This is a genomic window from Paenibacillus sp. WG02, assembly GCF_055396115.1.
Genome location: NZ_AP036016.1, coordinates 6729603 through 6748555 on the forward strand (window position 1 = coordinate 6729603; position 18953 = coordinate 6748555).

Sequence of the window (18953 nt, forward strand, 5' to 3'; positions counted from 1 at the left end):
AACTAGCACTCTTCAAAATCTAACCTTTGATGGATCCTACCATCACGCCTTTAACGTAATATTTCTGCAAAAACGGATACACGAGCAGCATCGGGAGCACAGAAACAACAACTGTTGCCATTTTGACAGATTCTTCGGTGACCATCCCGATGGAGGAAGCTAGGCTCTCCGCCCCTTGAACCTGCTGCAGCGAACTGCTCTGCAGCATCGTTCGCAGAAACACTTGGAGTACTTGTTTCGCATCAGAGTTGATGTAAAGAATAGCATCAAAATACGAGTTCCAATGAGCTACACCGTAAAACAAAGCAATTGCGGCGATAACAGGACCGGATACGGGCAGAATTACCGAAAATAATATACGAATCGGAGCAGCTCCATCGATGTTTGCCGATTCCTCAAGCTCGGCGGGCAAGCTCTGAAAGTAATTTTTCAAAATTATCAGGTTCCATGCACTTAGAGCAGTTGGAATAATGAGCGACCAAATCGAATCGATCAAACCGAGCTCTTTGACAATTAAGTAAGTCGGGATCATCCCTCCGCTGAACAGCATGGTGAAAAAAATCATGAGCGTAATGAAGTTTCTTCCCACAAATCTTCGAATGGATAGGGGATATGCCAACATGGCGGTCAACACAATATTGATCGCGGTTCCGATAACTAAGCGAAAAATCGAGTTTCCATAAGCGTAATAAATCCCTTTGCTCTGAAGCAGCAGTTCATATGAAGTAAGAGAAAATCCTTTCATCCATAAAAATAGCCCTCCACCCATAGCAAGCCTTGGATCACTTAACGAATACATCAAAACATGCCAAAATGGATACAAGGTAACGATCGATACCAGCAGCATGCCTACATTCAAAATGAAATACCATAAACGTTCCCCAAATGACTCTCTCACCAGACGAACCTCCTTCGTACAAAATCGGTTACATCAAACCACTATCTGAATCAATTTTTTTGGCAATAAAGTTTGTAAATAAAACTAGGACTAGACTAATCAACGATTTGAACAAACCTGATGCGGTAGCCAAATCATATTTCGCTTCTTGGAAAGCCAGTTTATAAATATACGTGTCTAAAATTTCACTAACCTCGTAGACCTGAGGGTTATAGAGTGCAAACACTTGATCCAGACCCGTGTTGAGCATGCTGCCCACGCGGAAAATAAGTAAAATAACAATCGTCGTCCGTAAACCTGGCAGCGTAATATGCCAAATTTGCTGCCATTTCTTTGCTCCATCCACTTTGGCTGCCTCGTACAACTGTTGATCAATCGTTGCAATGGTAGCGAGATATAGCACCGTACCAAAGCCCGCTTCCTTCCAGATATTCGATATGACAAGCAGGCTCCGGAAATATTCCTTACTGCTCAACAAGTTGAAGGTGAAATTCTCATACCCGAAAAATCCAGCTACTTCTTTAATTACACCGGTAGAAGGAGATAAGATGGCAAACAAAATACCCGAGATAATAATCCATGACACAAAATGAGGCAGGTAAATCGACGTTTGAACGAATTTCTTATACAATTGATGCCGGATTTCATTCAGTAGAATAGATAAAATAATCGGAAACGGAAAAGCAAATACCAATTGGTAAATCGAAATGATAATGGTATTCTTGAAAGCTCTGTCGAATCCATACATGGTGAACAACGTTTTGAAATTATCCAACCCGATCCATTCGCTGGCGAAAAATCCTTGATAGATATTGTACTTTTTGAATGCGAGTAAAATGCCGTACATCGGTATGTAATGGAACACGATAAAGAACAAAATCCCTGGAATAGCCATGAGGTATAATAGCTTATCTTTCCGAATATGGGACCATTTCCGCTTCCGCTCTAGTGACTTTGAAGACCCATTAAGTTTCGTCACCGTTTGATCATACAACACGCTCAACCCCCTTCTCTTGTAAGCGTTTTAATTTGTGGACGAAAACGACATCTAGGTTTTAGATGGTTTTCCCGTTGCTTTCATTCTTGCAATCAAATCCTGTTTGGCCTTAATGACGTGATCTCTGGCAATATTTGCGGCAGCTTCTGCATCTCGATTTTTCAAAGCCTCCAGCAGCATCCGATGATCGTTACTAATATCGGCCCCACGGTTCGAACCGAATATTTGGCGCATGCTGTCAATCAGTCCCCAATGCCGATCAATAATCCTAATCGCTTCGGGATTTTGCGCCAGATTATTGATGATTTTGTGAAAGCTCTCATTCAGTTTCAGGCTTAATCCCAAGTCACCTTCTTCAGATGCCTTCTCGTATTGCTCTTGAATGGCAACAAGTCTGTTGTAATCGCTATCCGTCATGTAAGGTACTCCATTATGAACCAACATCGTTTCAATCGCCATTCGAATATCGTACATATCAGATACGAACTTCTCATTTACCTCCCGTACGCTTGCTCCTTTATGAGGCAGCAAACTAACGAGTCCTTCCCCTTGAAGCTGCTGGAGAGCTTCCCGAATCGGCATCTGGCTAACGCCGTAACGATTAGATAAATCGACGATCCGCAAACGTACGCCAGGTTTAAATTCACCGGATAAAATATCTTCGCGCAACTTATCCCGAACTCGTGAGTAAGTCGTTTCATTTAATGCTGATTCCTGAGTTACATCCATGGTTTTTTCTCCTCTTAATTTATCTTATTTGATATTTGATATAATATCACATCCGAATTGACTATGTAAACGTAAATTTGATATTTGATCAAATATCAAATGTCATTATGCATGTTTGACTCCCGATAGTTAATCTTGCTCGATGAGAAAAACCGTCAGGGAAGATCATCCTGACGGTTCTTTTGCGTGCAAACCCTTACTTTTGTGCATGGGGAGGGATGGATGTGGGGTTCCAACCGCTGTTGAAGTCGTGTTCTTTTAATTTATTATGCGGTATAAACACGACTTCAAAGGCGGCACACCGCAAGGCGCCTTTCCACCCTCACACCCATCCCTCTTCTATTCTACTTTGTGCTGCCTTCTACTTTTTCTACCTTGCTGCGGAGGAGCGAACTTCTCTTTGCTACCACTCGCTCGGATTGATACCAATTCATCTTCTCGTATGTAAAGATGAAATATATCGTTACAGACACGAATCCACATCCCCTCGCATCTGTAACGATGAAAAATATCTTTACAGCTTATGCATTGGCTATGCACGCTTTGCAACAATATAAATCTGAATTAGATACATCCACTCCTATTGGAAAATGTACAGTATTCTAATGGAAGGTGGCTGAGAAGAAGAGTTCTTCTGTACGTTTTCCAGTACTAGTATTGACGAACCTAGCCAAAAGGAGATCTCTCATGCCTCAGAAAACATATAAATTCTTCTCAGCAAAAAAGGGTCCTCTACAAGTCATTTGACTAGTAGAAGACCCTTCTTTATGTACTTAGGCTAATTGTTCGACGATGCGATCGGTGAGCGGATACACAAGCTCCTCTTCTAAGGTGAAATGTTTGAGCAGTATTAAGCAAGCCGTCATTAGCTCCGATGCCATCAAATGTAAAAACTCCTCATCTATCGGTACTTTCATCGCATTCACACCATCAACGAAAGCCTGCACCACTCTTTTCGCCAAGTCATGATCCTGCTCCAAAACCGTCATGGAACGAGAGACAGACAGCGCTGTAGTTGGATGCAAATAAGATTGCAGAAGAGGAAATAATTCTTTTTCTTCCCATTCCGAATGCTGTTCCAGCTCTTCAACAAGGGAGAGAATCAGATCTTGGAGTTCAATCAGCTTACACATTCCTATTGAGCAATCCTCGAGGGAGTACAAGGAAGCAGCCATCGCTCGGATCTCGGAGAGCTGCTCGCGCATCTGCACATGCTCCTCCTTCAGACGCTCTACGAGCATTGGAAAATTGCCGGGATCCATCATGTACTCCCTATTCGTTCGAATGCTCAAGCGGTCATTCATTAGACATCCTCCTTCGAGTTTTCTTATGAAAACTAACTTCGCAAACATGTAAAAGCTAACCCATTCCGCATTATCATTGTATGCAAGATGAGTTAGCTTACATGCGCAGGAAATGTCTTAGAAGCAAACCTTTATCGAATACGGCTTTCCGTTAAATGAAACTGATTGACAAGCAGGAGCAGAGACTCCGTAATCGCGCCTACATCCCCCGTCGTTTGGCGCACGTGAAGCATATCCTGCAGCAGCTCTTGCACGTTACGCTCAACCTCCGCCGATATTTGGCGGTTCTCCATGCTTACCGCCGCTACCTTCTCCATCAGCGCCACCACTTCACCCACCACCTGTGTCTTCATGGTGTCGTGCGCATTCGCGCTGCTGAGAATTTCAGATGCCGCCGCCACAATTTGCGTCCCTTCCAGTACAACCTTGGTGCCTTCTTCCATCGAGATGAAGGCTTCGTTCGCGTGACGTTCAATGTGCGCAATGGTATCATTGATCTCCATAGTCGACTTCTTGGTCAAATCAGCCAGCTTGCGAATCTCTCCGGCCACGACTGCGAAGCCCTTTCCGTGCTCACCTACCCTCGCGGCTTCAATGGAAGCGTTCAGGGAGAGCAGATTCGTCTGTGCCGAAATCTCTTCGATGACCTTGAGCAGCTTCGGAATTTCTTGCGTCGTTTGCAAAAAAGTCTGGATGGTACGATTCGTTTCAGCTACTTTCGCTGAAATATGATTCATCTTTTCGCCAATACGATCCACTTCATCCTGCGCCACCGCAATTTGATCCGAAGCCTTCTCTTCCAATTCGCGCAGTGTCCCGCTCATATTCTGCGTTACATCCTTCGCAACATCAATGTCCTTGAGCTGACCGCGCAGCGAACGAATCATATCATGAATCTTGGTGCTCATGCGTCCTGTCGACTGTTCCGTTGAACCGGTTGATTCATTCATTCGTTCCTGGCTTAGCTGAACTTCCGCCGCTGCTTGTTTCACCTGCAGCATGATCCCCTCAAGGGAATCGATCATATTATTAATCCACTTCGCTAATTCCCGCGTCTCATCGCCAGCGAACTCCTGCACTTGCAGGCGTTGTGTCAAATCTCCGCTGCCCTCTGCGTTAATGCGAATGAACTTATTCATTTGCGCGAGCTGCCTAACGATCGGCCTGCTGCCTTTTTGCCTTATAATGCTTGCGCCTATTCCTCCATACACAAGACTTATAGCTGCCACAATTACGGATCCCCAGCTACTAGAAACATGTCCATTCAGCAGCCAAAAGCCCCCTGCCGAGAGTAATATATAACCTACAATGAACCGCAACTGCAGCTTAAACAATTTCCAGTCGATACTGCGAATCCGGTATACTTCCTCTAGATCGCCTTCACACATCATCCCCCAAACATCAGGGCAGTGCGGAAGCTGGAAGGTAACCCCTTTGCCAATGACAGAAATGTGCCGATAATCGGAATAACCTGGAAACTCCACGAATAGGTTATGTCCCTTTGCAATCGTTCCCGCAACCCCCGGATGAAGCTGTCCCGTTGCCGGATCCGTAAAAATAAGCTCAAGCTCCGTATGCTTCTTTACACCGACAATACCGTAATCTGTGCGCACGCCATCTTTTAAATTATCACCATGCGTAAAAGTAAGATCCTCAAAACGGCTGCGAGATAATGCTGTGCCTGGAGCAATCTGTTTATTTAACACAGGCTTCGCCATAAATAAATAATTATCTCCAGAGTCCGGATAAACATGTCCAGATTCACGCTGGATCAAATCCCCGAGCACATCGTTCGGGACACGTCCGCAAATGGCCCCTTTCCATATTCCGTTAACCATAATAGGAGCGATAAAAGCAAGTGTCATAGCATCGTGAAACGGCGAAGTGCTTGGACCTAGCTTTAATGTAAGAGGATCGGAATACGGTCCGAATAAGCATTTCTTGCCTTTACGTGCTTCCTCTAGCCCTTTTGTAAGTTCACTACTTGAATCATAAGATTTCCCAACATGAGTAGGGGACGTAGAGTATATCACTGCTGCCTTTTCATCCACAATGAAGATTTCCGATAAATCAGCCCCGCTCTTTAACGCAGCTGCCAGCAACCGTTGAACCATCGAGTCATCCTGTATCGTTGGTCCAGATTCAGAATCAGAGAGCTGCTCGAGCAGACGATCCAAATTGGACCAATAGGCTTCCACCCAGCTTCGTAAAATTTCAGTTCTCGTATGCGCAATCCCTTCGAAGATATGTTCCACATCTTCCTTGAGATGACGATTCAGACGATAAGACCACCACAACGGCAGACCTTTTCGAAATCCCAGCCAATCAAACATACCCAAACCCCCTATATTCACAATCCATATGTGACTTTATATAACATTTACTTATTCGACATTCTATAGCTGATTCCGACGTAAAGCAAGATAAAAACAGAAAATTCTTGAAAATTTCAACTATTTGATCTATTTGCGCATTTCATGTTAGTTAATTTATACGTCATGTATATTGACATAATTTTCTGATAAATTTACAATATAAGAAAAATCATTATTTTTTCCATTAACTCGCGTCATATTACCTAACGCAAAATAAGAACTTAGATCAGAAAGGAGGCCTGGTTTCTGCTTCGGGCCCTTATCCTAACGTAGCTTCCACTCGAAGTATAGCTAAGAAACCAGGAGCTGCGATGTCCAAACCTGAGAATCTGGTCACCACCCCCTATGATCCCCGTCCTTTTTTTGATGAGATGTTTGTGAACTCATATTCGGTAAGATCACATTATCAAAATGTTTTCCTTCAGTTCATGTCCATGAAGGCGGGGAATTTGAGCAAGCGCCAGACGGCCACCATGAAACGCATGATGGAAGAAGGAATTACGTTTACACTCTACAGCCCTGATCAAGCGGAAGCATTGGAACGAACCATCCCTTTCGATCCGATCCCACGAATCATTCCACGGGATGAATGGCTCAAGCTAGAACGAGGGCTTCAACAGCGCGTTAAGGCGCTTAATCTATTTCTCAAGGATATTTATCATGACCAATGCATCTTAAAGGACGGTATTATCCCTAGGAAAATGGTGCTTTCCAACTGCTATTTCCGACCTGAAATGATGCGTTTATCCATCCCGAATGATGTTTACGTAACCGTATCAGGTATCGATTTAATTCGTGATGAGCATGGCGAATATTTCGTTCTAGAGGATAATCTGCGGTCACCTTCAGGCTTCTCCTATTTGTACAAAAGCCGTTCCATCATGACGCACTTATTCCCTGAACTTGTTTTTAGCCATTCGATCCAAGATATTGAGCATAGTTTAAATGTATTTCTATCCGCATTGCGCAGGCTAAGCCCTTCGGGCAAATCCGATCCTGTCATTGGCTTACTGACCCAGGGCTGCTACAATTCAGCCTACTTCGAACATACGTTCCTTGCACAGCAAATGGGCATCCAGCTTGTTGAAGGACACGATCTCGTCGTCATTGATCATAAGGTATATATTCGCGGGATCAAGGGACTCCGCCAAATCGATGTCTTATATCGAAGAATCGACGACGATTTCTTGGATCCGCTCGCTTTTGATCCGAACTCGATGTTAGGTGTTGCTGGGATCATGAATGCCTATCGCGCCGGTAATATTAACATCGTGAATGCCCCTGGGACCGGCGTGGCTGACGATAAAGCCATTTATGCCTTTGTTCCAGACATGATTCGTTACTATTTGAACGAAGAACCTATCCTGAATAATGTGCCTACTTATATCCTTTCTACACCGGAAGAACGTGATCACGTATTGCAGCATTTAGATAAAATGGTCGTCAAAGAGACTTCGCTCTCCGGCGGTTACGGTATGCTCATTGGGCCTTCGGCTTCTGAGAGTGAGTTGGCTGATTTTCGGCTCAAAATTATAGCGAATCCCGATCGTTATATCGCTCAACCCACGATCCAGCTTTCCAGAGCTCCAGTCATGATGGACGGTCAAATGACTGCGCGGCACATCGATCTTCGGGCCTTCGTCATCGCTGGCGAGAGCATTCAGGTTATACCTGGCGGACTCACTCGGGTAGCGCTTAAAGAAGGTTCACTTGTGGTGAACTCCTCGCAAGGCGGGGGATGCAAGGACACGTGGGTCACTAATTCGTAGTGAAACAATTATAGATTGGAGGCTAGCGTTCATGGTGATGATGGGACGTACAGCGGAAGCTTTATTCTGGATCGGCAGGTATACGGAGAGAACGGAGAATCACGCGAGGCTAATCGACGTGTATTATCATATTCGCGAGGAGAAGGAGAATAGCAGCGATCAATCGTGGAGCCGCTTAATTGATACGATTGGCGATCGCGCCGCATTTACTGAGCAATATGGGAGCTTCACCGAGCAGCATGTCCTCCAGTATATTACACTCGATAAAAATAATTCGAATTCTTTGCTCGCTTGCACCAGCCATGCTCGCTCCAACCTTCGTAATATTCGCGAGAAAATGCCCGCGGAGCTGTGGGATATTATGAATGGCTTATATCTGTGGCTAAAAGAAAAAGAAGTCCGAGATATCACAAACGAATCACCTCATTTGTTCTATCGCTTCATTCGCGACACCTTGTCTATGTTTCAAGGAGCAGCCACATCCGTCATGCCCCGTCAAAATGAATGGCACTTCGTGGAAGCCGGAAGATATTTGGAGCGTGCTGAGAACTTGCTGCGCTTACTCCAATCGTTATGTCATGATTACGCTAGGGAAGAGCTCTCTTCTTACCCGCTCATGCTTTCCGTTTTGAAGTCGGTTAGCGGATATGAGTCGTTTCGCCGGGAACATGCAGACACGATTAATCTAAGCAGCATTATTAAATTTCTGATGCTCCATGAAACTTTTCCACGCTCGGTTAGCTTCTCCTTCCAATCCTTAGAGCGTTCCTTGCAGGGCATTCAATTAGAGGACCCAGATTTAAATCTTACTGTACACAGGCTCGCTAAGCTAGCGGGAAAAGTAAAAGCTAATCTTGCTTGCATGGACGAAGAGGATATTTTATCCGGCAAATTGGAAATGACTTTAAGTGCGCTTCGGGAATCCTGTAACGTGATGGGTTTAAGGATGTCCAAAGTCTTTTTTCCCTCCAGGGAAGAGGTCATCGCATGAAAAAGCTGGAGATTACGCATATCACACGCTATTCCTACACCGATACAGCGCAGGACAGTGTCAATGAAGTTCGTTTAACGCCTCTCACTGATAATCGTCAAGCCTGTTATCACCACGCCATCACCACGGAACCTGCTTCAGCTTTCTTTACGTATTCGGATTTTTTTCATAATCGCGTACATGCTTTTACCGTCAATAAACTTCATCGCGAGCTAACAATTAAAATGGTGTCCACTGTCGTCACGAACGACAACGACAACATCCCGTCAAACGTCGCTTCTCCCTTCGAGGAGAAAACGATGAGACTTAGCGATGACTTCCAAAATCAGCATGCGGAGTACTTGCTGCCTACCAGTTATACAGGTTTGACCCCTGAACTCAAGGCTTACTCAGATGCCATTTCCGATCAAAATATCCGTTTATACGAATTGCTGCGTACGATCTACACAACGATTCATCGTGACTTCACTTATGATCCCTCAGCCACTTCTGTACAGACCACCGTCGGAGAAATGCTTCAATTTAAGCGTGGCGTTTGCCAGGACTACTCTCATTTCATGATTGCCATTTGCCGAGATAAAGGGATTCCTGCTAGGTACGTTAGCGGTTATCACTTTGTTGGCGATCTACAAGGAGGCAGCACGGAATTCACCCAAGCCTCCCACGCATGGGTGGAGTGCCTGATCCCAGGAACCGGTTGGTTCGGTTACGACCCTACGAACAATTGTGAGGTCAATTGGCGCTATGTTAAGCTCGGACACGGCCGCGACTACAACGATATCGTTCCCGTCAAAGGCGTCTATCGCGGTGCCGGTCAGCAAGACCTGGAAGTCATTGTCGATGTAAAGCTGATTGAGAACAGCTAGCTATTGCCGAAATCGACTTCTCAGCAGACCGTCTCGCGCTTCCATTCAGATTAAGCTCGGAAAACGTGCTTAACGCGAGAGCTCTGCGAGCCGAAGTTCGCCCACAGTCTGGCACCATAAACACCGTATGCCGATGAGGCACGTTTATGATCCGCTCAACTTGTTTCTCTGTCCATTCGTCCGTATATTTCTTCCCACAGCCGTGACAAAACCGGCTCTTTCAGGTGAAACATAGATATACCGGTTCCGGTTCTCTTTCTTTACATCCCTTACACTCATACAACATAATGCCCAGATCTCTACTGCCGCACTTCATTATTGTTACTCTAATCTAAGCATTGTTAATACCGATATGGACAAATATAATCCTTTTATACTTCAAAACTTTATTGTCCTTCAACCGCCTCAAGCAGCAATTGCATCAAAGTGTCATTACCTCCTTGTGAAAAGAAGGGCTACCTGGGCAATTTCCCGGTAGCCCTTCTTACTTTTGATTACAATACTTTTGCCATATCTTTTACAATCTCCACAAACTGAAGCAGCATCTGTACGTTCTCGCCGGTCTTCTCATCCCTCAAGGCCGCTGCATTAAAGGCATAGGTGGTGTCAGTCTCTGCAGTGAGTGCACCTTCCACTATGAATCCCAAATAAAGAAACTTATAGGATTCACTGAGTTTTTTCATCGTATGGATACCATATGGGTATTCTTCTGTTGGGAGACAATAAAGTTTTGAAGTACAAGATACCAGTATAAAGATACTTCCACTGTCCTTTGACTTTAATATAGGTTTCATCAGTCCGGAAGGAATCGTTTGTCAGCTTTTCTAATTCCAGCCCAAACTCATGAACCCATCGCATGATTGTTGTATGAGCCATATCAAGACCCCATTCTTCCATTATCTCAACTAAATCACGATAACTCAGGCTATATTTCAAATACCATCTTACTGTTAGTAAGATAACTACTGATTCATACTGCTTCCCCGAGATCCTCTCAGGTTCGCTAATGGTGTTTATTGAGCTTAAAGGATCCACTTGATTGTTTGATTATAGTTTTGCGTTTTTACAAAAATGTGATAAATACAGTGAATTCTATCAAGTTATCACTAGTATCTTTCCTTGGATTATATATAAAAAATGAATTTTTTCCTATTTTATCCAAGGAATATATTTACATTAATTGAAAATTAAGATATTATAAATTAATGCGGTGCGCACCCATAAAAAATAATATATTGGAGGCTGGATATATCAATGAAATTGAGAAAAGGTGTAACATTATTAGCTGCAATGGTAATAGCAATTTCTAGCATTGGTAGTCAAGCATTCGCACAAACAGAGAAACTTAATGAACAGCAGGAGTTTTATAAAACTATTAAAAATGATCCTGATTTTAAAATACTGGATGATTACGGAAGTGGTACGTTCACGTACACTGCTTCTGAAAACATTAAGTCAAAGGAGGATAAGGAGAGATTTGCAATCAAAGTAAACAAGTTGAAAGCGCAACAAACCGTCGAAACAGTGAATAAGACCAACTATTCTGGTGGATACATGGAAACCTGGTTTAAAGATAATGCTGTTGATACTGATCCATGGGGGGCTAACCCCGAAACGATAACGATTACAGGTCAATGGACACATCAATGGTTTAAAGGAACTAATAGTAATACCAATTGGGATTCACTATATAGTGTAAAAGATTCATTTGTAGTTGGTTATAATTATGTTAGCTCAGTAGGAACTTCAGTTACGATTGGTACAACAGTTAGTGGGTCCGGTACTGTAACTGCAACTAATACAACAGCTACAATCCCTGTTGAATGGAGTGGTAAAGGGCCATACTATTTTTATGGAGCAAGTTATGGAACAATCACAGTAACAGCTCCAGATGTAACAAGTTATAGTCACAGTGCTTCCGCTACTGCATCAATTGCAGGCTATCAGGTATTAACTAATGCTTATAAATCTGTGACTGTGTCGTAAAATAACTCTACTGCTCTTTATAGGGCTATTTGCAAGATCTACTAATCAATTTTAAGAGTTGATTCAGAACTTCCGTGGGCGTGGTTACTGGAGATAGCGGTAATCCATTGAGATCGCAGCTATTCGGTATTCACGCCCTCACTCGGTTGGGAGGTAATAAATAGTATGCTAAGAAGACTGCTATTAGGACTGATAATTACTTTTGTAATATGTTTTGTTTTCATATCGCTAACATATACATATTCCAGTAATATTCCTAGTGAAAATAGTTCAATTTATAGAACAGATCTACTTACTGAGAAATTGACCAATTCTTTATTAAAACAGAATGACATCCAGAGAGTTTTATATAAATCTTATATAAATAACCAAAAAATTAAATATTTTAGCTCATACGGGCTGAAATTTCCTTATCCTAACCCATATATAATGTACTGGTCACTGTATTTAAAGAATGATTTACACAATGGGAATAGTGAACTAGATAAAGAGAGATATAAAACTTTATTAAGTTCAAGGAATTTTCTAGAGGAGTCAAAGGATTTTTGGGAGTTAAATTATAAAATCAGAATCTATTCAAATCTAAATTATGCTAATAATGATGTAGAAAAATATACTTCATTGTTATTTATGAATTACGACAGAGAAAACAATCTGTTTTTTTTCAAAAGTAAAGATGACGATATTAATATGAAGCTTATCGCAACTCGTGAAGTGCTTGAAACTTTCAAGAATATTAGAAGTAGTATTCCGAATGCAGATGAGATATTAAATACGTGTATCAAGCTTTACCAACAAGATTCTCTTTTTAATGAGAATGAACTTGGGTCTTCAATAGGTTCTGGAGGAGTTATTATTTCTATTTTTAATTTACTGGGGTATGATATTGATAGTGTTGCTAAAATTACTACATTAAAAAATCGCAGCAATTGGCTTTCCCTCATAAATTCTAACTTATTGAATTCGTTAGACGAAGGAAACCCAAGTTATTTTTTATATTTGAAAACAATAATTAATATTAATGAATTTCTCAAACATGACTTTAAGGTACCAAAAGAGACATTAGATAAATCAGTAAATAAAATTTACGCCTTAAATAATACTCCACTCGAACCATTTTTTTTAAGTGCAATGATTGACGTTTATCAAAAATTCGGCATTAATACAATCCCCTTAAATCACGAAATTACTAATTACATTGATGATTCAATACAAAGCGATTTTAATAAAATAGGTCAGATAGATGGGAATATTAAGGATAATTTTTTTGGAATTGCATTATCTGAATATTATGGTTTCAGTTACGATAAGGTAAATATAAAAGAAAGTCTTTCGAATTACTCAAAGGTACTTATTGAAGATAACATTACAATAAAAGATGACGAAAAGTTAAATGAAATATACTATTTATTACTTAGCTTCAAAGTTTTAAAGATGGAAATTCAAAGACAAGAAGTCTCTCAAAGAGCATTGCAAATTATATAACAAAATATACGAAAATAAATGATAATATAGATGAGAAGGAACTATCAAAGACTTTGAAAAGATTTTATATTGGAGTAAGATCACTCCAAATATTAGAACAATCGATTCCAAAGGATATTCAGGAGAAAGTCATTCAACTAGCGTTAATAATAGACCGATATCCTGATTCTTATACACGTATTGATATTTGTTATATGTATGATCTTATCCTAGCAACAGATAGAAAAAGACAAAAAAGTGTTAATAGAATATTAGAAAAGATGGTTAGCAGTATTAATGAATTAAAAAGCCAAAATGGAATTAGATCTAATAAAATGTCTGAATATCCAAATATATATTCTACTTATATGGGATACAGTATCGTGGAAAAAAGTGGTAATTTTGATGACGTTAAGAAAGAAGAAATTAAGAAATTTCTTGAGGTAGCCTTGTCAGGGGATAGTATTATGGGTTTACGTGGTAATTATCAAAGTCTAGAACTAGGAGATTTATATTATGCTACTCTACTTAGTTCAATGTACAAAGAATAATAAAAAGTATTATTTTATAATAATTGTTATAATAATTGTTATTATTCTTTTATTGATTAGTTATGATGTGAAATCATATAAAGTCGTTACTGCTCAAGGTTTAAGCGTGAGGAGTTATGTAGGTCTAGATAAACCTCCCTTTAAACAAAGTAATGGTAAAAATGTAACAGTTGCCATTATCGACTCGGGTATTGAACTTCATAAAGACCTCAATAAAGGAAAAATATTGGTATTTAAGGATTTTGTAAATAGTAAAGAAGAGCTTTATGATGATTACGGTCATGGTACTTTCATCGCAGGAATAATAAGTGCTAATGGTAAATTGAGAGGTATAGCACCTGATGCAAATTTAGTCATTCTTAAAGTAATTGACTCTAAAGGAAATACAACTATAGATTTATTAGAGAAATCACTTAAGTGGCTTATCGAAAATAAGTTTAAATATAATATTAATGTGATTAACATATCATTAGGTATTGAAACATATAATAACTACGAGTTATCTTCCGATGAAATATTCGAGAAATTAAAAGCGTTAAGAAAAATGGGTGTTTTGATTGTGATGTCTGCTGGAAATAATGGGCCAAATACAGACACGGTACTTTATCCAGCAAATAGTCCAGATGTAATTACAGTGGGATATATAAATAATAATGGTACATATTCTCATTCCGATGACAAAATAGCTTACTTATCAAGTAGAGGTTTTGAAAATGCAAATCACTTAAAACCCAATTTAGTTACTTTAGGAGTCGATGTTTTATCTTTGGATTACCAAGACCTGGGAGGATATCAATTAGCCTCGGGTTCATCATATGCAGCTGCTATATTATCCGGAGCATTAGCTGTATTAATTGAAAGCAATAGGGATCAGCACATATCAAATATAGAAACATATTTGAATAGTCATGCTGAGAAACTATCTGATTGTAACGTATTATGTCAAGGAATGGGACAAATTAATTTTATTACTAATTGAAAGTGGTGAATTTATGGAGCGTAAACTGAATTTATTATTTGGAGTTTTGGGTGGAATATTTTTAATTTGTATTAGACTTCCGTCTGTTTACTTTTATGAAGTATTAGGGAACTTCCAAGGGTTTGTAAGCAGTTTTATTGGGAATTTTCTATCTCGTTTAGGGCTATTAGTTGTTATTTACTTTAGTATTTTGTTAATTATTGATTGTCTCAAGTCAGAACTTAAAAGAAAGAACACCAAGAACGAGGAACATCAATAAAAAGAATTTAAAGACTTTTGAGCATAGGCTTTGTTATTAACCAGACTGTTGACCACCCCGGCAGAAAAAATGGGCACCCGAAGGTGCCGGTGTGAGAGGACTCCCCCCAATGTTATCAGGTTAGGTGTTTTCGTTGAGTGGGCGTGGCAGATGGACATTATAAAGACTGATTCATAGAACTGTTTTCTTCTCGGAAGTCTGTCTTTACAATGGTTTTTAATGAGATCCAGATTCACGGTAAGGAGAAAGGCTGTTCGATACGGGCAGCACAAAGTGCCTGTATATTTTACAGGGACGAGATCGGCATTTCCATACATTTCGGATGAAAATCGTTACAAACAGCGTAGTTTTTCTATACTTCAGAACTTTATTTGTCACTTCAAGACTTTATTGTTTACTTCAAAACTAATTTGTCACCCGACACCCACAGAGCCCGATAAGCCGGAAATCGACTTCTCAGCAGACTCTCTCGCGCAACCATGCGGAAATGATGAAAAAAATAAATATAGAGGGTTTCCACGTATTAAATGAAATACGTGGAGCCCTCTATTTGTCGTTTACTTTCATGCATTTTACAGATAATTCACTAAAATATTTGAAGTAAATAAAAGGAATTCAAGTTTATATGTGGAATTGAATATACAACATAATTGATCGAAGTCTAATGAAATAATTAGGAGGCTTTCAGATGAAATCGACAGGAATAGTGAGAAAAGTAGACGAGTTGGGCCGGATTGTTTTACCGATTGAGCTGCGGCGAACACTTCATATCGATATCGGCGACGCGATCGAGGTTTATGTCGATCCAGAGCGTATTACACTCAAGAAGTATATGCCAGCCTGTGTATTCTGCGGTAATTTCGAGAATATGACCTATTTCAAAGGCAAGCTGGTCTGCAGCTCATGCGTAGAAGAAATTGTTGTTTAAATCCTCATTCCGGTTAAAATAGGATACAAAAAGGCGTATAACACTCATCCCGAGGGCTATACGCCTTATATTTTTATTTAGAGCTAAACCAAGAAAGTCCAATGGATATGAGAATGCCTGCTATCGCGATCCAAAATAATTTTGACCGCAGCACACGTCCCAAGCTCTTATCCTGCCGATCCAATACGGCTTTCTTGCGAGAACCGCTTTCTTGCGTCTCCCCATCTAACTCATCTGTCACTTGTGTACGCCAATTAACGAATTGAAATCCAATTCCGCTAACAACGATGGAAATCATGAGTAAAATCAAAGAACCCATAAACAGTTTGTCCGATAAGGACTGCATCATGCATCTAACCTCTCTGTCTTCACCTATATAGTTCTTCTATTATACTTCAAAACAGACATTGAATACATACAAAAGCCCCAATCGAGTGAGAGTCGATGGGGGCTTAATTTTTTGTGCAGCTTAAAGTGTTTTATCGCCTGGCTTCCAGTTCGCTGGACAAAGTCCACCAGCCTGAAGGGCTTGAAGCACGCGCAGCGTCTCATCTACAGAGCGCCCAACATTCATATCCGTAACCACTTGATAGCGCAGCACGCCTTCCGGATCGATGATGAACAATCCGCGATGCGCAGCACCGCTTTCGTCGTCTAACACGCCATATGCGCGTGCAGTTTCTTTGGAGAAATCACTGACCAATGGGAACCTCACAGGACCGATACCATTTTGGTCGCGCGGCGTTTGAGTCCAAGCTCTGTGTGTAAACACACTGTCTACAGAAGCCCCTACAATTTCACAATCCAGTTCAAGGAACTGCTCGTAATTGTCACTGAATGCTGTAATTTCGGTTGGGCAAACGAAAGTAAAGTCGAATGGCCAGAAGAAGAAAACAAGCCATTTTCCTCTATAATCTTCAAGCGTTATTTTCTCTTCTAAGGTTTCCATATTCTTCGTAGACAGCAAGGAAAATGAAGGTGCTGGAAGCCCTATTTTAGCAAAAGTATGTGCAGGTTGTACGGTTAATTGTGTCATGGTTTGCTCTCCTCTATCTATTTATATGGTATGAAATTAGCTTGCGATTTCAGCCAAAGCTTTTTTGAGTTTGGTAACGTTGAGACCCAAAATTTTGTGTTCGCCAATGACCGTCACAGGCAAAGACATCAAGCCTAAATCGTGAAGCTCTTGTCCAAATTGATCATTCAGATCAATGTTTCTTTCTTCGTAGGAGACATTTTGTTCTGTTAAATACTTCTTCAACTGTTGGCAATATGGGCAATTTGTACTTGAATAAACAATGACATTAGACATCGGAATTCATCTCCTTGTAGGGTATAAGATTATTTGTATTGCGGGATCAGCTGAGCCCGTTTATTAATGAATTTATCAACCGCCATGGCTGCGATGGCTCCATCAGCAGCTGCAACAACCGCTTGCTTCACCGGTGTGCGTCTAACTTCTCCAGCCCCGAATACGCCTGCAACAGGTGATTGCATCGAGCTATCCAGAATCATAAAGCCATCCGCGTCCAGCGGAACCTGATCCTGTAGGAAATCTGTGCCTGGCTTACTGCCGGATAGGAAGACAAACACACCATCCACTTGGAGTACTTCCTCAGCACCAGAGCTCGTACGTACTCTAAGCCCCTCTACATGCTTGTCTCCAAGCACTTCCAGCGGTTTGGCTTTGTATAGAAAGTCAGTGCCCGGCAATTCTGGAACGTGATGAACGCCCTGCAGTTCAGGTCGTGGAACTATGAAGTATATTTTATCCGTAAATTTACTTAACGCTTGCGCTTCTTCCAAGGCTTCCTCTGAATCGCCAATGACAGCGACCGTTTTGCCATCGAAAAAGGCTCCATCACACGTTGCACATGTACTAACGCCGCGCCCTAACAAGCTTTCTTCCCCCGGCAGCATACGGTTGCGTCCTTTGGACCCCGTCGCGATAACGATCGACTTGCTTTCATAGATTCCGTCAGCCGTAAATACATACTTCGTATCGCCTTCCACATCCACAGCTGTAATCGTTGTTTGGATGAACTCCGCCCCAAAGCCCTTCGCTTGCTCCCGCATCGTATCGAGCAAATCTTTACCTGATAACTCCCCAATGACCCCCGGGTAATTCGCAATTTTGTGAGTGATGGCCAGAGCCCCTGTGTTCGGTGCCTTGTCAATAACGAGTGTCTTCAGATTTCCTCTTGCTGTATAGATAGCAGCCGAGGCTCCTGCTGGTCCAGCCCCAATAATAATGACATCATACATCGCTGTGCACTCCTTTTAGCCCATTAAGACGGCTTGTCCAATGAGAACTCATATCAGATAATAATTATTATAAATAAATAATAATAAAAGTCAATCCTTTTTAATAATTATTATAAATAAGAAAAAGTACAACGACAAGAAACTATCCCATTAGCGACATGAATATCCCATTAATCATAAAATACTGAATTTTTCAGGACATGAAAATACCACTAATGCAAACAACATGACATGAAAGTACCGCTATTGTAAGCAGTAAAGAATAACTGCAATGCAGATCGGAGGAGTCAAGCGACATGAATATTCCCCAATACTGGAATTACTGTTTGTCTCTAACCGGCTGAAAGAATTCCACATTTGTTACCACCCTCTGATGATATCCTCAGAACTTTATTAAAATTGATAACATATATTTATTGCGACATAAAAGATTTTTATCAAATATATACATACCGCCACCAATACCTGTTGAAGACAATAATTTTATTGTTTCAAAGCCACAGCTTTCAAAAAACAAGAACATATATCCTTAAAAGACATGAACATATATCTTAAAACGTGTATCTCTCCCTGTTGTGTTTTTTTGTGCCAA

The 18953-nt window shown here is 41.0% G+C and carries 19 protein-coding genes and 2 pseudogenes; 8 read left to right on the forward strand and 13 right to left on the reverse strand.

Annotated features, from left to right (window positions below):
* Positions 1-19: 19 nt before the first annotated feature.
* The 6 genes from ACBP55_RS30435 to ACBP55_RS30460 form a co-directional block, all read right to left on the reverse strand.
* A complete protein-coding gene (locus ACBP55_RS30435) occupies positions 20-898 on the reverse strand; it encodes a carbohydrate ABC transporter permease (RefSeq protein ID WP_464646990.1) in 879 nt (292 codons plus the stop codon).
* A 28-nt stretch (positions 899-926) separates the two neighbouring features.
* Positions 927-1895 (reverse strand): ABC transporter permease, encoded by a 969-nt coding sequence (locus ACBP55_RS30440; protein WP_464646992.1) that lies wholly within the window; start codon positions 1893-1895, stop codon positions 927-929.
* A gap of 51 nt (positions 1896-1946) precedes the next feature.
* Complete coding sequence (locus ACBP55_RS30445) at positions 1947-2624, reverse strand: GntR family transcriptional regulator (RefSeq protein ID WP_464646994.1); 678 nt, start codon at positions 2622-2624, stop codon at positions 1947-1949.
* 344 nt (positions 2625-2968) lie between these two features.
* A complete protein-coding gene (locus ACBP55_RS30450; RefSeq protein ID WP_464646996.1) occupies positions 2969-3097 on the reverse strand; it encodes a hypothetical protein in 129 nt (42 codons plus the stop codon).
* A 300-nt stretch (positions 3098-3397) separates the two neighbouring features.
* A complete protein-coding gene (locus tag ACBP55_RS30455) occupies positions 3398-3928 on the reverse strand; it encodes a hemerythrin domain-containing protein (RefSeq protein ID WP_464646998.1) in 531 nt (176 codons plus the stop codon).
* 131 nt (positions 3929-4059) lie between these two features.
* Positions 4060-6261 carry a methyl-accepting chemotaxis protein gene (locus ACBP55_RS30460; RefSeq protein ID WP_464647000.1) on the reverse strand — a complete coding sequence of 734 codons (2202 nt, stop codon included), beginning with the start codon at positions 6259-6261 and terminating at the stop codon, positions 4060-4062.
* A 353-nt stretch (positions 6262-6614) separates the two neighbouring features.
* On the opposite strand from ACBP55_RS30460, the gene ACBP55_RS30465 reads away from it, so the two are divergent.
* From ACBP55_RS30465 to ACBP55_RS30475, 3 genes are read left to right on the forward strand one after another with little or no spacing between them, the layout of a single operon-like run.
* Positions 6615-8072, forward strand: a complete 1458-nt coding sequence (locus tag ACBP55_RS30465; RefSeq protein WP_464647002.1) for a circularly permuted type 2 ATP-grasp protein — start codon at positions 6615-6617, stop codon at positions 8070-8072.
* Positions 8073-8103: 31 nt separating this feature from the next.
* Positions 8104-9063 carry an alpha-E domain-containing protein gene (locus tag ACBP55_RS30470; protein WP_464647004.1) on the forward strand — a complete coding sequence of 320 codons (960 nt, stop codon included), beginning with the start codon at positions 8104-8106 and terminating at the stop codon, positions 9061-9063.
* Positions 9060-9929 carry a transglutaminase family protein gene (locus ACBP55_RS30475; protein WP_464647005.1) on the forward strand — a complete coding sequence of 290 codons (870 nt, stop codon included), beginning with the start codon at positions 9060-9062 and terminating at the stop codon, positions 9927-9929. Before ACBP55_RS30470 ends, ACBP55_RS30475 begins: the two co-directional genes overlap by 4 nt.
* Here the strand turns inward: ACBP55_RS30475 and ACBP55_RS30480 are convergent.
* The 3 genes and pseudogenes from ACBP55_RS30480 to ACBP55_RS30490 form a co-directional block, all read right to left on the reverse strand.
* Positions 9895-10137 (reverse strand): annotated as a pseudogene (locus ACBP55_RS30480) (transposase zinc-binding domain-containing protein); the annotation flags it as partial. The gene ACBP55_RS30475 and the pseudogene ACBP55_RS30480 overlap by 35 nt on opposite strands.
* Before the next feature lie 286 nt (positions 10138-10423).
* Positions 10424-10612, reverse strand: coding sequence for a hypothetical protein (locus ACBP55_RS30485; protein ID WP_464647007.1), 189 nt, complete (start codon positions 10610-10612; stop codon positions 10424-10426).
* Positions 10613-10670: 58 nt separating this feature from the next.
* Positions 10671-10937, reverse strand: a pseudogene (locus ACBP55_RS30490) (IS6 family transposase); the annotation flags it as partial.
* A gap of 246 nt (positions 10938-11183) precedes the next feature.
* Between ACBP55_RS30490 and ACBP55_RS30495 the strand changes: the two are divergent.
* The 5 genes from ACBP55_RS30495 (at position 11184) to ACBP55_RS30515 (ending at position 16096) form a co-directional block, all read left to right on the forward strand.
* Positions 11184-11915 (forward strand): hypothetical protein, encoded by a 732-nt coding sequence (locus tag ACBP55_RS30495; protein WP_464647009.1) that lies wholly within the window; start codon positions 11184-11186, stop codon positions 11913-11915.
* 165 nt (positions 11916-12080) lie between these two features.
* The gene (locus ACBP55_RS30500; RefSeq protein ID WP_464647011.1) at positions 12081-13400 is read left to right on the forward strand and encodes a hypothetical protein; all 1320 of its coding nucleotides are present in this window, start codon (positions 12081-12083) and stop codon (positions 13398-13400) included.
* A gap of 53 nt (positions 13401-13453) precedes the next feature.
* On the forward strand, positions 13454-13930 hold the full coding sequence (locus tag ACBP55_RS30505; RefSeq protein ID WP_464647013.1) for a hypothetical protein: 477 nt from the start codon (positions 13454-13456) through the stop codon (positions 13928-13930).
* Complete coding sequence (locus ACBP55_RS30510) at positions 13896-14909, forward strand: S8 family serine peptidase (RefSeq protein ID WP_464647015.1); 1014 nt, start codon at positions 13896-13898, stop codon at positions 14907-14909. The genes ACBP55_RS30505 and ACBP55_RS30510 overlap by 35 nt, the downstream gene beginning before the upstream one ends.
* A gap of 947 nt (positions 14910-15856) precedes the next feature.
* The gene (locus tag ACBP55_RS30515) at positions 15857-16096 is read left to right on the forward strand and encodes an AbrB/MazE/SpoVT family DNA-binding domain-containing protein (RefSeq protein WP_029196853.1); all 240 of its coding nucleotides are present in this window, start codon (positions 15857-15859) and stop codon (positions 16094-16096) included.
* A 73-nt stretch (positions 16097-16169) separates the two neighbouring features.
* Here the strand turns inward: ACBP55_RS30515 and ACBP55_RS30520 are convergent, their stop codons facing one another.
* The 4 genes from ACBP55_RS30520 to ACBP55_RS30535 all read right to left on the reverse strand — a co-directional run bounded on the left by ACBP55_RS30520 (position 16170) and on the right by ACBP55_RS30535 (position 18361).
* Positions 16170-16445: a hypothetical protein gene (locus ACBP55_RS30520; protein WP_464647017.1), complete on the reverse strand. Its 276-nt coding sequence runs from the start codon at positions 16443-16445 to the stop codon at positions 16170-16172.
* A 120-nt stretch (positions 16446-16565) separates the two neighbouring features.
* Positions 16566-17132 carry a peroxiredoxin gene (locus tag ACBP55_RS30525; protein WP_464647019.1) on the reverse strand — a complete coding sequence of 189 codons (567 nt, stop codon included), beginning with the start codon at positions 17130-17132 and terminating at the stop codon, positions 16566-16568.
* Positions 17133-17168: 36 nt separating this feature from the next.
* Positions 17169-17408, reverse strand: coding sequence for a glutaredoxin family protein (locus ACBP55_RS30530; RefSeq protein WP_029196850.1), 240 nt, complete (start codon positions 17406-17408; stop codon positions 17169-17171).
* A gap of 29 nt (positions 17409-17437) precedes the next feature.
* Positions 17438-18361, reverse strand: coding sequence for an NAD(P)/FAD-dependent oxidoreductase (locus ACBP55_RS30535; RefSeq protein ID WP_464647022.1), 924 nt, complete (start codon positions 18359-18361; stop codon positions 17438-17440).
* Between the last annotated feature and the right edge of the window lie 592 nt (positions 18362-18953).

Excerpts from the sequence above, each read along its gene's own strand:
- ACBP55_RS30445 (WP_464646994.1), bottom strand. The coding sequence starts at position 2,624 with ATGGATGTAACTCAGGAATCAGCATTAAATGAAACGACTTACTCACGA.
- ACBP55_RS30455 (WP_464646998.1), bottom strand. The coding sequence starts at position 3,928 with ATGAATGACCGCTTGAGCATTCGAACGAATAGGGAGTACATGATGGAT.
- ACBP55_RS30460 (WP_464647000.1), bottom strand. The coding sequence starts at position 6,261 with ATGTTTGATTGGCTGGGATTTCGAAAAGGTCTGCCGTTGTGGTGGTCT.
- ACBP55_RS30465 (WP_464647002.1), top strand. The coding sequence starts at position 6,615 with ATGTCCAAACCTGAGAATCTGGTCACCACCCCCTATGATCCCCGTCCT.
- ACBP55_RS30470 (WP_464647004.1), top strand. The coding sequence starts at position 8,104 with ATGGTGATGATGGGACGTACAGCGGAAGCTTTATTCTGGATCGGCAGG.
- ACBP55_RS30475 (WP_464647005.1), top strand. The coding sequence starts at position 9,060 with ATGAAAAAGCTGGAGATTACGCATATCACACGCTATTCCTACACCGAT.
- ACBP55_RS30485 (WP_464647007.1), bottom strand. The coding sequence starts at position 10,612 with ATGAAAAAACTCAGTGAATCCTATAAGTTTCTTTATTTGGGATTCATA.
- ACBP55_RS30495 (WP_464647009.1), top strand. The coding sequence starts at position 11,184 with ATGAAATTGAGAAAAGGTGTAACATTATTAGCTGCAATGGTAATAGCA.
- ACBP55_RS30500 (WP_464647011.1), top strand. The coding sequence starts at position 12,081 with ATGCTAAGAAGACTGCTATTAGGACTGATAATTACTTTTGTAATATGT.
- ACBP55_RS30510 (WP_464647015.1), top strand. The coding sequence starts at position 13,896 with ATGCTACTCTACTTAGTTCAATGTACAAAGAATAATAAAAAGTATTAT.
- ACBP55_RS30515 (WP_029196853.1), top strand. The coding sequence starts at position 15,857 with ATGAAATCGACAGGAATAGTGAGAAAAGTAGACGAGTTGGGCCGGATT.
- ACBP55_RS30520 (WP_464647017.1), bottom strand. The coding sequence starts at position 16,445 with ATGATGCAGTCCTTATCGGACAAACTGTTTATGGGTTCTTTGATTTTA.
- ACBP55_RS30525 (WP_464647019.1), bottom strand. The coding sequence starts at position 17,132 with ATGACACAATTAACCGTACAACCTGCACATACTTTTGCTAAAATAGGG.
- ACBP55_RS30530 (WP_029196850.1), bottom strand. The coding sequence starts at position 17,408 with ATGTCTAATGTCATTGTTTATTCAAGTACAAATTGCCCATATTGCCAA.
- ACBP55_RS30535 (WP_464647022.1), bottom strand. The coding sequence starts at position 18,361 with ATGTATGATGTCATTATTATTGGGGCTGGACCAGCAGGAGCCTCGGCT.